Genomic DNA, 13261 nt, shown 5'->3' with positions numbered 1-13261 from the left:
TGTGCAATGAAAAACTTTCTAAGAGAGTCATATTATCTAGCAGGCGACATATCTATCACTATACGGAAGTTTTTACGAGAGTGAAGTAGAAGGCTCTAGTTTTTTGACCTCTGGTTATTTCAGAAGCCAGAGCGCCGGGACGTTCGTTGGCTCCCATCCAACGAGCGACGTGTGCGCCTGACGGCATTCATACGTCTGACCATTGTAAGTCACGAGGGTTCCAGGCGTGTACGCCACGTTTGGAGCCCAGGGTGCGACAGCCGGTCCTTGAGCGGTCGTTGCCGTTACGGCATTGCTGTTCGCGGATTCGTTGCCTGCGGCATCAATCGCCCGAACGGTGAACGTATACGCGGTGTCCGGGTTCAGACCGGTAACGGTGTAGTTCAGCGTCGTTCCGGAAACGGATCCGGCAAGCGCAGTCCCTTTGTAAATACGGTATCCGGTTACGCCGACATTATCGGTTGCCGCATTCCAGGACAGGGACACCGAAGAGGAAGTCGGCGTTCCGTTCACCTGAAGGCCGGTTGGCGCTGTCGGGGCTTGCGTATCGGCCGGAGGGAGAGCGGATGTCGTGAACGTCACCGGATTGCTGGCAGCGGATTCGTTGCCTGCGGCATCCACGGCTTTAACGGTGAATGTGTAGGAGGTATTAGGCGCAAGTCCCGTAACGTTATAGCTCGTAGCCGAAGCGTTGGTTGTCGTTACCAACGAGGAACCGTTGTAAACTTTGTAGCCCGTTACGCCGACGTTATCGGATGCGGCTCTCCAGGCAAGCGTGGCGCCCGAGCTGGAAATGTTGGAAACGGCGAGATTGGAAGGCGCGCTTGGAGGCGCCGTATCGGCAGGATTGCCGCCGCCAAAGTCTACGTCAATGACGTTGTAGAAGGCGTTGGCCGTGTCCGCGATTTCCCACACTGCGAGGATGACTTGGTAACCGGTTCTGTTCGGCACCGTGCACGTATCCGAATAGGAGCCCGGAGGCTGTTTGCCGCCGTAGCCAACGGAGCAGAACGGAGTCAGGTCGAAGGAATCGCGCGTCAACGGGGCGTTTGGATTCCAGTTTTGCTTCGTAATGTAATATTTCCAGCTTGTCGTGGCATGTCGGGCCGTCAAATTCCAAGTGAACGTTTTAGTGCCCGGGGTCATGCTTACTTTCGTCCAGCGTGTGGCGGACTGTTGGTCCAATTCCGGAAAGGCGCCGTTCGCGCTGGCGATTTTACCGTCTGCAGGTCCCGCCTCGGGAAATCCTTTTTTGGCTTCAAGGCTTTGAGGCTCGTACTGAATCGCCCCGCAATTGGTATTTGCCCCCGTTTTGCAAAGATAAGCACGGCTGGCAGGCGATTCTACATAACCGTGGGCGGAAGCGCGGTCGGCGATCAGAAGCATGAGGGCTGTCATTACGAATAGCATCCCCCCGGCAAGCAGCCATTTCATAAACCTGTGGTTAGGCAAACGAAGCGTTGTCATTGAAATTCTCCTCTCAAATTTTTTTTTGAACGCAAGCAGCAAGCCAACATTAAAAAATAACCTGAAATCGTTGGTGAGTCGCAACACCCCCTTGTCATGAATGAAGAGAAATACGGACAGCGCCAACATGGATGTCGAATGTATATAAACTCAATAAATGAGTCTATACCAATTAATTAAAGCGGTTACATTTTGGGATGGCGAGAACTTACCGAATGGTTGAAAAACCGTCACGATTCGCGAGCGAAATAAGGCGGCACCGAAAACATCATAATATCGAAATATTAACGCAGTTAAAGTTATAATTGCCAATAAATAGTATTTGTACTATTAAAATAAACCATATTTTGGGGATCTACAATAATATAAAACTACGATTTCCTATACATTTTGACGATTCCGACAGTTGATCAAGATATAATTTCTCAATAAACGTTATGGTGTCATCACCACAGGTTAACCACAAATATGTTATGTAAACTGATATTGATCAATTGCAAATGAAACAAATTACTCATGGGGATGTTGCAGCAAAAAGCAGGAATCGACATTCGCTTCGACGATCCCGTTTCCTTGCGCGTGCTCTTGCAATATTCGTGCTGCATCAAGGGTAAAACTTGTTCATCCGCCGAATTCAAGCTATAATATATCAGTGTATTTATTAGACCGAAGTCAGAATCAATAGCGAAAGAGAGCGGAAAAGCATGGGTCGTAAGTGGAATAATATCAAAGAAAAGAAAGCTTCGAAAGACGCAAATACAAGCCGTATATACGCCAAATTCGGACGCGAGATTTACGTCGTCGCCAAGCAGGGCGAACCGGATCCCGAATCCAACCGCGCGTTGAAGGTCGTTTTGGAACGCGCCAAAACGTACAATGTGCCGAAAGCCATTATCGACCGGGCGCTGGAAAAGGCAAGAGGAAACTCCGATGAAGTCTATGACGAGCTTCGTTACGAGGGCTTCGGACCGAACGGTTCGATGGTCATCGTCGACGCTTTGACCAACAACGTCAACCGCACGGCTTCCGAAGTCCGTGCCGCATTCAGCAAAAACGGCGGCAACCTCGGCGTGAGCGGCTCCGTTGCGTATATGTTCGATCAAACGGCCGTAATCGGCGTCGAAGGGAAAACGGAAGAGGAAGTGTTTGAGCTGCTGATGGAAGCGGACGTCGACGTGCGCGATATCGTGCAGGAAGACGAAGCGGTGATCGTATACGCCGAGCCCGACCAATTCCAGGCGGTTCAAGGGGCGTTCCAGGCTGCGGGCATTACGGAGTTTACCGTTGCCGAAATCACGATGCTGGCGCAAAACCATTTGACGCTTCCGGCAGACGTTCTGCCGCAATTCGAAAAAATGATCGATGCGCTTGAAGATTTGGATGACGTGCAGCACGTGTATCACAACGTCGAATTCGAAGAATAAGATCATGGTTTAAAAATCATCCGCCGATCGGCGTTTGCACCAATAAAAAACCTGCAGCGGTTTGTGGCCACTGCAGGTTTTTTTGTTTTTTAAGGGAGGCGGTCGGTCAATCTGAAAATGATCCTGTTTACATCCGGTTACGAAAACCGTTTTTTCGATCGAATTTTGCATCTTTCCGTAAAGCGGATTATGATATGATCTAACGAGAGGATTTTTTGGCTCCAAAAAGATAAGAGAGAGGAGAGGGGAGCTTTGGCGAAACTTAAAGATATCGCGGAACGCGTCGGCGTCTCCATTTCGACGGTATCCCGCGCCATCAGCAACGACACCAGCAGGCCGGTCAACGAAGAAACCAAGCGGAAAATCCGCGAAGCTGCGCAGGAACTCGGATACCCGCTACAGGAAGAGCTTGACTCCGGCAAGCCGGGAAGCGCTTCCGATAAACGGATCGCCTGCGTCGTGCCGCAGCCGCTGATCGAAAACCATCCGTATTTCAGCGAGGTGCTCGCCGGGTTCCATGACCGGATGAACGAGCTGGGCCATCCCCCGGCGATCGTGCGGACGCTGGACGAAGTAAGCGATGCGGAGCAGATCCGAAACCTCGTGAAGGAAAACGGCATCCGGGGCGTCGTCATAATCAGCTGGTACGACCAGGCGCTCATCGAACAGCTCGAAAGAGAAAAGGTGGCCGTACTGGGCGTGAGCTTAAACGATGAACGCTTAACGGTGCCGGTCGTCGATTGCGACCGCATTTTTTCGGCAAGAACCGCGGTCCGCCACCTCATCGACCAAGGACACCGCCGCATCGGCTTCATCGGAGGCCCGGCTTATTCGCGGAAAATGGACAACGACGAACGTTTTATCGGATATAAATTCGCGATGATGGAAGCAGGCCTTCCCATGCAGGAGGACTGGATCATCAACACCAACTGGAACGTGGATTTAAGTTATAGCATGCTCACTGAACTGCTCGTCAACCGGCCGAAAAACGAATGGCCGACGGCCATGTTTTGCGCGAGCGACATGCTGGCCATCCCGGCGATGCGCGCCGTCGTGGAGCAAAAAGCGCGGATTCCCCAAGACATCGCTTTTGTCGGAATGGACGACATCTCGTTTGCACAGTACACGAATCCGCCCCTGACCTCCGTCCACGTCCCTAAATACGAAATCGGAAAAGCGGCGGCCCAATTCATGATGGATTATTTGGACGGCGATTACCCGGCGCTGCCGAAAATTCTTTTGCCCTGCCGGCTCATGATCCGTGAATCTTCGAATTTCGTCCGACGGCCGGAGGAATAAAGCCGTTCCCGCTCCGATTCACCAAGCAAGAACCTGATACGAATGCCGTGTCAGGTTTTTTTGTGCCGTTTTTACACGCCCGAATCCAAATTGTGCGCCAACAATATCCAAAAATAAGGTTTGACAATCCAAATCATCGTGTATTATGATGAAAAAAATTAAAACACGTTCACAAAACATCCAAATTTGTACAACTTCGAGTTCAGAAGTTATATTTTTACGCATAATTGATTGCGCTTACATTTAGTGCGCTATAAGGTATTATACAGATTCCGAGTGTTGTTTATTAGACTCGTCTTTCCGAATAAGCCACTTTAAATCAATCCAAAAATACTCCAAATTTGATTTCAGTATCCGCCAAAAGCACTCGATAACCTTGCTGTTTTACCCTTTACATAGCAAACGCATCCAGGTTCCACGACTACATTTGCCTTAACGTTGGAAGGAGGAACATGATGAATGCCTTAAACGTACTGTCGCCCGGAATGTGACCGCCGTATCCAAGTCTATACCAAGGGGGGAGCCATATGGCCAACGCCAAAATGTCTGCCGTGACAGGCGCGGTACCGGGTACGAAAAAGGAACCCAGGCTGAAATGGAGCCGGATCGCCCGCAACTGGCAGCTGTATTTGCTCATTTTGCCGGTCGTCGCCTATTACGTTCTATTTCACTACGTGCCGATGTACGGCATCCAAATCGCGTTCAAGGATTTTATCGCCACGAAAGGAATCACCGGCAGTCCGTGGGTGGGAACGGAGCATTTCGAGCGTTTTTTCCACAGTTACTTTTTCTGGCGCTTGATCAAAAACACGTTGGGACTCGGGCTGTACAGCCTTGCCTTGGGTTTTCCGATCCCGATCCTGCTCGCGCTGCTGATGAATGAAGCCAAGTCGGCCAAATTCAAAAAATTCGTGCAAACCGTTACTTACGCGCCGCATTTTTTATCCACGGTCGTCGTCGTCGGCATGATGATGATTTTCCTGTCTCCGCGTTACGGCATGGTCAACCATCTGATTACCGCTTTCGGCGGACGCCCGATCGATTTTATGGCGGAGCCGGGATGGTTCAAAACGTTGTACGTCCTGTCGGACGTGTGGCAAACGATGGGCTGGAGTTCGATCATTTATTTGGCGGCTCTCGCCGGCGTCGACCACCAGCTGCATGAAGCGGCCCGCGTCGACGGTGCCGGCAGGCTGCGGCGGATCTGGCATATCAATTTGCCGGGCATCCGTCCGACGATCGTCATTTTGCTCATCCTGAACATCGGCAGCATCATGGGCATCGGCTTCGAAAAGGTGCTCCTGATGCAAAACAACCTCAACATGGAAACCTCGGACATCATCGCGACCTACGTATACCGGGCCGGGATTCAGGGCGCCGAATACAGCTTCTCCGCAGCGATCGGATTGTTTAATTCCGTCGTGAACTTCATTCTGCTCATCACCGTGAACTGGGTAACCAAACGGATGGGCGAAACGAGCCTATGGTAAGGAGGAAACGGCATGTTATTGGAATCCCGCGGAGACCGCGCATTCAATATGATCGTTTACGTCATTCTTAGCGTGGTTGCCGTCATCGTGCTGTACCCGCTCATTTTTGTCCTCAGCGCCTCCTTCAGCGATCCGCAAACCGTTTTGCGCGGGGAAATGCTGCTGTGGCCGAAGGGCTTCAACCTGAACTCTTATTCGAAAATTTTTCAGAATCAGGACATTTTGTCCGGGTACTCGAACACGCTGCTGTACACCACCATCGGGACCTTGATCAATCTCGTGATGACCGTTTTGGGGGCCTATCCGCTATCGCGCAAAGATTTTGTGGGCAAAAACGCCGTGATGGCGCTGTTCGTATTTACGATGTTTTTCGGCGGCGGACTGATTCCGACCTACCTGCTGATCAAAGACCTGGGCATGTTGAACACCTTTTGGGTCATGGTCATTCCGAACGCCGTTTCCATCTGGAACATCATCATCATGCGCACCTTCTTCCAGCAGTCCATTCCTTACGAGCTGCAGGAGGCGGCAACGATCGACGGGTGTTCGAACATCCAGATTTTGACCCGCATCATTTTGCCGTTATCGATGCCGATCATCGCCGTCATGATCCTGTTTTACGCCATCGGCCACTGGAACGCATTTTTCAGCGCGCTGCTCTATTTGTCGGATAAGGAAAAATTCCCGCTCCAGCTGATTCTGCGCGAAATTCTTATTCAAGGCCAAACGAGCGACATGGTCAAAATGTCCACCGAGTCCGCGATCAAGCAGCAGCGCGAAGTGGAAGGCATCAAATATGCCGTGCTCGTCGTTGCCAACATACCGGTGCTCATCCTGTATCCGTTCCTGCAAAGGTATTTCGTGAAAGGCGTCATGATCGGTGCCATCAAAGGGTAAACCCTTGATTGGATAAAAGTTGAGGCAAAGGGAGGAAGGAAAAAGATGAACAGAAGCAAAAGGGGGAACATGCTGCTCGCCTGCCTGGTTTCCGTCGCGTTGCTTGCGGGATGCAGCTCAGGCAAATCGGGAGATGCCGGCGGCGGAAAAGCCAAAGACGCGGACGAGGCCCAAGTCAACCAGACAGGCTTCCCGATCGTCAATGAAAGCATCACGGTAAAGGGATTTGCCGCCAAATTTTTCGCAAACGCGGATTGGAACAACATCAGGCTGTGGAAGGACTACGAGCAAAAGACGAACATCCGCGTCCAGTGGGAGACGGTCCATACCGAAACGCTGAAGGAAAAGCGGAATTTGCTTCTCGCCGGCAACGACTATCCCGAAATGTTTTATGCTTCGGCGTTTTCGAGATCGGATTTGCTGAAATACGGCAAACAGGGCGCTTTTATACCTTTAAATGATCTGATCGACAAATATGCCCCCAATTTCAAAGCCGTCATGGAAAAATATCCGATCATCGCCAAGGGCATCACGATGCCGGACGGGAACATTTACGGCCTGCCGACCATTTACGACCCCGAGTTCAAATCGGTGTTGTACGGTACGCCGTGGGTGAAGCAGGAGTGGCTGGATAAGCTCGGCTTGAAGCAGCCGGAGACGCTGGACGATTTTTACGCCATGCTGAAGGCGTTTAAGGAAAAGGATCCGAACGGCAACGGCCAAAAGGACGAAATTGCCTGGGGCGCGGTCGGCACGGCCGGCATCGTCAATTATTTGCGCGGCTCTTTCGGGCTCAACAATCACGGCACCTCGAACATCAACGTCGACACGGATCCGGAAACCGGCAAGATCCGGTTTATTCCAACCGACGAACGTTACAAAGAGCTGCTCCAGTTCGTGAACAAGCTGTATAAAGACGGGTTGCTCGAACAGGATATCGTTTCGGTCAAGAGCACCGAGGTCGATGCCAAAGGCATGCAAGGGCTTCTCGGCGTGTCCGATAGCGTGGATCCGGTCGCGATCTACAACCAGAAAGGGTATGTCGGCCTGTCCGTTCTGAAGGGGCCTCATGGCGACCGGCAGTATAACGCATACGGTTCGCCGCTCGGCAATATCGGCATGTTCGTGCTGACCGACAAGGCGAAACATCCGGAAGCCATGATGAGATGGATGGACTATTTCTACAGCGATGAGGGCATCAAGCTGTTTTTCATGGGCTGGAAGGATGAAACGTATACCGAGGACGCAAACGGCAACGTCGATTATACGGACGAAATCAAAAACAACCCGAAAGGGCTGAACCTGGACCAAGCGGTAGGGCAATATTTGATCTGGCCGGGCGGGTATTATCCCGGATTCGTCAAACAGAAGTTTTTCAAAGGGGCGGAAGGCCTTCCGGCTTCGGTCGAAAACGCCAAAAAAGCCGAGCCCTACGTGTTGCCGCAAGATCAGGTCTGGCCGCCGTTCAACTTCACGCAGGAGGAGCAAAGCGAGCTGACGACGATTCAGACGGACATCGAAACCTACGTCAACGAAATGCGGGATAAATTCATCACCGGCAACGAGTCGTTCGATAACTGGGATCAGTATGTCGCGGCATTGAAAAAAATGGGCGTCGACCGGTACGTGGCGATTTATCAATCGGCATCCGAGCGTTACGCCAAATAAAAAGCAGAACAACGTTAGCAAATCCGTACACGCAGGAGTCTCGAAATCTACCGAAGGCACCCTGTAAGGATTTCCATCATATCAAAGGTAGGGGAGAACAAACATGAACAAACTGACAGCCGTATTGGTTGGAGCGGGAGCACGGGGAGGAGCGTATGCCCGGTACGCATTGGATTATCCGCATGAACTTGACGTCGTTGCCGTGGCCGAGGCCGACCCGGTAAGAAGGGCCAAATTCGCCGAAGCCCACGGCATCCCGCCGGAGCGGTGTTACGAATCATGGGAGCTGCTGCTGAAAGAGCCGCGTTTGGCCGACATCGCCATCATTTGCACGCAGGACCGGATGCATCATGGGCCTACGATGCAAGCATTAAAACAGAAGTATCACGTTCTGTTGGAAAAACCGATGTCGCCTTCGCCGGAGGAGTGCTTGGATATGGAGCGAATGGCGAGCGAGCAAGGCCGTTTGCTGACGATCTGCCACGTGCTGCGTTACACGCCGTTTTGGAGCACGATCAAAAAAGTGATCGACGAAGGGCGGATCGGGGAAATCGTCTCCATCCAATTAAGCGAAAACGTCGGGTATTGGCATATCGCCCACAGCTTCGTCCGGGGCAATTGGAACAATTCCGATAAATCGAGCCCGATGATTCTGCAGAAATCATGCCATGACACGGACGTTCTCTCTTGGCTTATGGACCGTCCTTGCGTACGGGTCAGCTCCTTCGGTTCCTTGAAGTATTTCCATGAAGGCAGCGCCCCGGAAGGATCGGCCGACCGCTGCTTGACCTGTTCCGTGGAACCCAACTGCGCTTACTCCGCGCCGCGGTTTTATTTGAGCGACGAATTCCGCGGGTGGGCAAGGCATTTTACGCCGGAACTGACGAGGGAAAGCATCGTCAAAGGATTGCAGGAAACGGACTACGGCCGCTGCGTGTTCCGAAGCGACAACAACGTCGTCGATCACCAGGTCGTCAATTTGGAGTTCGAAGGCGGCGCCACGGCGATGTTCAGCATGTGCGGTTTCACGTTCGAGCAGGAACGGCGCATTCAAATCATGGGCACGCAAGGCGAGCTGCGCGGGGAAGAAGACAAAATCACGCTGTACGATTTTCTTACCCATCAAAAGACGACCATCGAAATTCCGGTGCAAACGAGCGGACATGGCGGCGGCGACAGCGGCATCGTGCGGAGCTTCATCGATCAGGTTCGGAATGCGGGCAGCAAGGAAGGATTAACGTCGGCATCCGTTTCCGTCCGCAGCCATATGATCGCTTTTGCCGCGGAAGAATCCCGTTTGAACGGCGGACAGGTGATCGAACTGAACGATTTTATGCAGAAATGGCAGCCGGCGGGCGTCGACTCCAATTCATAAGGACGTCCTATTTCGTGAAATAGGACATCAAAAAGCTCTGTTTTCTTCCCGATCCGGGAACGAAAGCAGAGCTTTTTTACATGTCTGAAGCCATCGGGGGGCTGTCTTTTGCATCATGCGGTTTCTCGGGTTAAAGCCGTTCTTCGAGCACGTTCATCGACGCAATATGGTTTTTGGTTTCCTGCGTCCCCAGACGATGCAGCAATTGATAAATATCCTTCAGGTCGCGCTCGAAATAATCATTATCGCGGTCATAATGCTCGGGGATGCCCGGATAATGCATGCGGTAGTAGGTTTCCATGTCGAAGTGGCTCATGGAATCGAAAAGTCCGCGAAGCTCCGTAATTTCCTCCGGCGTCGCTTCGATGACGAATTCATAGGAAGAGTCCCCTTGGGATTCCATGATCGTCCGGGATTGTACCGATACGTAATATTTTCTTTTGTCCACATCAAACACTCCTGACGAATTAAGTTAAGCCCTTGATCTCAAAATACCACCAGACTAACGCGCCCAAGACGATCAGCACGGGGACGGCCAAATACAAGATGACAATGGGATTGGCAAGCAGCGGGTGCCTGGCGATTGTGGGATGGATGTGATCCCGTTCATGGTGTTGTTGTTTGCGCATGATGGAGATGGACATATATAACGAAACTGCGCAGACGATGACGGCCAGGACGGCCAGCACGGTGTACATCATCGGATTCCTTTCTCCCCTTTCGGCATTGGAACATTATATCGGAATGCGTATGCAAAACGAAGGTGATCGTTTCGGTTTGCGGCAGAATTAGCGGAAGTTTACTGCCAAGAATGTGTTATTATGGTGTGCTTAATCGATAATATTATTCATGAACCATCGAAGCGGCAAACATGCTGAATGAATCAGACATTCAACTTCTACTATTATGCATGATATATATCCTAATCAGGGTGTCCGAAATCAAATTAGGACGTATTAAATATTGATTATTTTATTTATATGACGTATTATACAAACAGACATTTATCGCCAGAGAGAGGAGGCAACCATTATTAAACTGACCCCGCGGCAACAGGAAATTCTCGATATCGTAAAAAAACACGCGCCCGTGACAAGCGAGCAGATCGCCGAAATGCTTCACTTAACCAGGCCAACGATCCGTTCGGATTTGTCGATCCTGGTCTGTCTCGATTATATCGCCGCCAAACCGAAGGTCGGGTATTTTCCGGGAACGAAAAAAACGGCGGCCGAAGAAAACAAGGCCTCGCTCTTGGATTTGAAAGTTGGCGATATTCACGGCGTTCCGGTTATCGTCAGGGAAACGACGACCATACACGATGCGGCGGTGACCCTGTTTCTCGAAAATGTAGGTCACCTCATCGTCACCGACGAGGACGGCAAGCTTGTAGGCATCGTCTCCCGTAAAGATATGCTTAAGGTAACGCTCGGCAATGCCGCGGCGGCCGCCATGCCCGTCAGCTTTATCATGACCCGGAGAGCCAATGTGGTCACCGTATCTCCGGAAGATACCGTTCTTGACGCCGCGCGCAAAATCATTGCGCATCAGATCGACAGCCTGCCGGTCGTCGTTCCGGCGGAGTCCGGCATCGACGGAGAAGTTCACGTGGTTGGACGGATTTCCAAAACGAATATCATACGAAAAATGCTTGAGATATTAGCACCGGAATAATGGGAGGAATGGGATGAAACAGGCGTCAACCCGTGTTATAGCCATATGCTCGGATGCGATCGGGGAAACCGCTGAGGCGGTGGCGATGGCCACCCTTCGGCAGTTTGAGCTGGCCAACACGGAAATCAAACGAATCATGAATGTACGGCATGAAGATGAAATCACCCGGTTGATGGAGGATGTGGCTGAGCGCGGCGGACTCGTCATTTACACGATCGTTCAGCCGGAACTTAGAGAAGCCATCAAGGAGGAATCGATTCGGCTCAATGTCCGCACCGTCGATATTATGGGACCGATGATGCAGGCTGTGATCGATACGTTCAACGATACGCCGAAACGGCTTCCCGGGCTCCTTCACCGGCTGGACGAAGATTATTTCCGCCGCATCGAAGCCGTGGAGTTCGCGGTCAACAACGATGACGGCAAAGATGTCGGAGCGATCCTGAAAGCCGACATTATCCTGCTGGGCGTATCCCGGGTTTCGAAGACGCCGCTGTCGATTTTTTTGGCCCATAAAGGAAAAAAGGTCGTCAATTATCCCGTCGTTCCGGAATTGACTCCCCCGGCGCAGCTGCGCGAGGTCACAAACGGCAAAATTTTCGGGTTAACCATCGATGCGGAGCAGCTGGTCAAAATCCGCTCCGAGCGGCTCAAATCGCTTGGCCTTCCGCTGGAAGCCCATTACGCATCCCTGGAACGCGTTCAGGCCGAACTGAAATACGCGCATTCGCTGTTCGAAACGTTAGGGTGCCCGGTCATCGACGTCACGGATAAAGCGATCGAGGAGACGGCAGGACTTATTATGCAATACTTCTAAATTAAGATACTACAAATGCTTTTAAAAGAGAAAAATGGATCGATGGAGGGAAAACAAAATGGAACATCAAATAGCTTTGGAGCTCGTCCGCATCACCGAAAAAGCCGCGCTCGAGGCTGCCCGCTGGACAGGTAGGGGAGACAAAAACAGCGCGGATGAGGCCGCCACCACGGCGATCCGGAGCCATCTGAACTCCGTGGCTATTGATGGCACCGTCGTGATCGGAGAAGGAGAAATGGACGAAGCCCCCATGTTGTACATCGGTGAAACGGTTGGGAACCGGCGGGGACCGAAAATCGACATCGCGGTCGATCCGATCGAAGGAACCGAAACGGTCGCAAACGGTTTGAATGACGCGATCTCGGTCCTTGCCGCGGCCCCGGAAGGCAATCTGCTGCACGCACCGGACATTTATATGGAAAAATTGGCGGTAGGCCCGCAGCTGGCAGGTCATCTGTCGTTAAACGATCCGATCGAAACGACGCTGAAAAAAGCATCCGCAGCGTTAAACAAATCCATGTCCGAGATGACCGTTTCGATTCTTGATCGCGAGCGTCACCGGGATTTGATCGGCGCGCTCCGGAAAGCGGGAGTACGCATCAAGCTGTTGAAGCACGGGGACGTGATGGGGGCGCTCGAAGCCGCCACCGACTGCGAAGTGGATATGTATATCGGTTCCGGAGGCGCCCCCGAAGGCGTGCTGGCGGCAGCGGCGCTGAAAAGCCTGGGAGGGGAAATGCAAGGCCGGCTGCTGCCGGACGGTCCCGAAGAAACCGAGCGCGTGCAAAAAATGGGATTGGCCGATCCGCGGCAGCTGCTTGGCATGGATGATCTGGTCGGCACGGATCACGTCATTTTCGTTGCCACCGGCATTACGGGGGGAGACTTCCTGAGCGGTGTTCGCTACATGCCGAATCAAAAAGCCGAAACCCATTCCGTCATCATGCATTCGGGAAGCCAAATGGTCAGCTTCCTGCGCACGATCCATAAGCTGCCTTTAACCCGGGAAATTTTCACGCATGCCGCAATATAAATAACGGATCTTATAAAATAGAAAACAAACCCGGGAGTGGTACTTCATACCGCTTCCTGGTTTGTTTTTTTAGGTTTATATGTTTTCCCGGAGAACGGCGACGCCGTATGGCGCTAACCG

12 protein-coding genes are annotated in these 13261 nt (G+C 51.9%); 9 read left to right on the top strand and 3 right to left on the bottom strand.

The features are described 5' to 3' along the window. Positions 1 to 114: 114 nt before the first annotated feature. The gene (locus KI367_RS10930; protein ID WP_212949593.1) at positions 115 to 1467 is read right to left on the bottom strand and encodes a lytic polysaccharide monooxygenase; all 1353 of its coding nucleotides are present in this window, start codon (positions 1465 to 1467) and stop codon (positions 115 to 117) included. A gap of 704 nt (positions 1468 to 2171) precedes the next feature. Here KI367_RS10930 and KI367_RS10925 point away from each other — a divergent pair. From KI367_RS10925 to KI367_RS10900, 6 genes are all read left to right on the top strand, one after another. Next, on the top strand, positions 2172 to 2891 hold the full coding sequence (locus KI367_RS10925) for a YebC/PmpR family DNA-binding transcriptional regulator (RefSeq protein ID WP_036709707.1): 720 nt from the start codon (positions 2172 to 2174) through the stop codon (positions 2889 to 2891). Positions 2892 to 3143: 252 nt separating this feature from the next. Further along, the gene (locus KI367_RS10920; protein ID WP_036709704.1) at positions 3144 to 4190 is read left to right on the top strand and encodes a LacI family DNA-binding transcriptional regulator; all 1047 of its coding nucleotides are present in this window, start codon (positions 3144 to 3146) and stop codon (positions 4188 to 4190) included. Positions 4191 to 4717: 527 nt separating this feature from the next. Next, the gene (locus tag KI367_RS10915; protein WP_212949592.1) at positions 4718 to 5680 is read left to right on the top strand and encodes an ABC transporter permease; all 963 of its coding nucleotides are present in this window, start codon (positions 4718 to 4720) and stop codon (positions 5678 to 5680) included. 12 nt (positions 5681 to 5692) lie between these two features. Next, the gene (locus tag KI367_RS10910) at positions 5693 to 6577 is read left to right on the top strand and encodes a carbohydrate ABC transporter permease (RefSeq protein ID WP_212949590.1); all 885 of its coding nucleotides are present in this window, start codon (positions 5693 to 5695) and stop codon (positions 6575 to 6577) included. A gap of 45 nt (positions 6578 to 6622) precedes the next feature. Further along, positions 6623 to 8245: an extracellular solute-binding protein gene (locus tag KI367_RS10905; RefSeq protein WP_212949588.1), complete on the top strand. Its 1623-nt coding sequence runs from the start codon at positions 6623 to 6625 to the stop codon at positions 8243 to 8245. A gap of 103 nt (positions 8246 to 8348) precedes the next feature. Beyond that, complete coding sequence (locus KI367_RS10900) at positions 8349 to 9620, top strand: Gfo/Idh/MocA family protein (RefSeq protein ID WP_212949586.1); 1272 nt, start codon at positions 8349 to 8351, stop codon at positions 9618 to 9620. Between the two features lie 130 nt (positions 9621 to 9750). Here KI367_RS10900 and KI367_RS10895 read toward each other — a convergent pair whose 3' ends face one another. After that, positions 9751 to 10068 (bottom strand): hypothetical protein, encoded by a 318-nt coding sequence (locus KI367_RS10895; RefSeq protein ID WP_212949585.1) that lies wholly within the window; start codon positions 10066 to 10068, stop codon positions 9751 to 9753. A 19-nt stretch (positions 10069 to 10087) separates the two neighbouring features. Then, positions 10088 to 10321, bottom strand: coding sequence for a hypothetical protein (locus KI367_RS10890; RefSeq protein WP_036709694.1), 234 nt, complete (start codon positions 10319 to 10321; stop codon positions 10088 to 10090). Between the two features lie 328 nt (positions 10322 to 10649). Here KI367_RS10890 and KI367_RS10885 point away from each other — a divergent pair, with 328 nt between their 5' ends. From KI367_RS10885 to glpX, 3 genes are read left to right on the top strand one after another with little or no spacing between them, the layout of a single operon-like run. Then, positions 10650 to 11291 carry a CBS domain-containing protein gene (locus tag KI367_RS10885; RefSeq protein WP_212949726.1) on the top strand — a complete coding sequence of 214 codons (642 nt, stop codon included), beginning with the start codon at positions 10650 to 10652 and terminating at the stop codon, positions 11289 to 11291. Positions 11292 to 11304: 13 nt separating this feature from the next. Then, the gene (locus KI367_RS10880; RefSeq protein WP_212949583.1) at positions 11305 to 12108 is read left to right on the top strand and encodes a pyruvate, water dikinase regulatory protein; all 804 of its coding nucleotides are present in this window, start codon (positions 11305 to 11307) and stop codon (positions 12106 to 12108) included. Between the two features lie 58 nt (positions 12109 to 12166). Continuing rightward, complete coding sequence (gene glpX / locus KI367_RS10875; protein ID WP_212949581.1) at positions 12167 to 13141, top strand: class II fructose-bisphosphatase; 975 nt, start codon at positions 12167 to 12169, stop codon at positions 13139 to 13141. Positions 13142 to 13261: the final 120 nt, after the last annotated feature.

This window comes from Paenibacillus cookii (assembly GCF_018333375.1).
Taxonomy (GTDB): domain Bacteria; phylum Bacillota; class Bacilli; order Paenibacillales; family Paenibacillaceae; genus Paenibacillus_AQ; species Paenibacillus_AQ cookii.
Note: the sequence above shows the minus strand (reverse complement) of the source record. Positions and strands in the feature narration are given on the sequence as shown.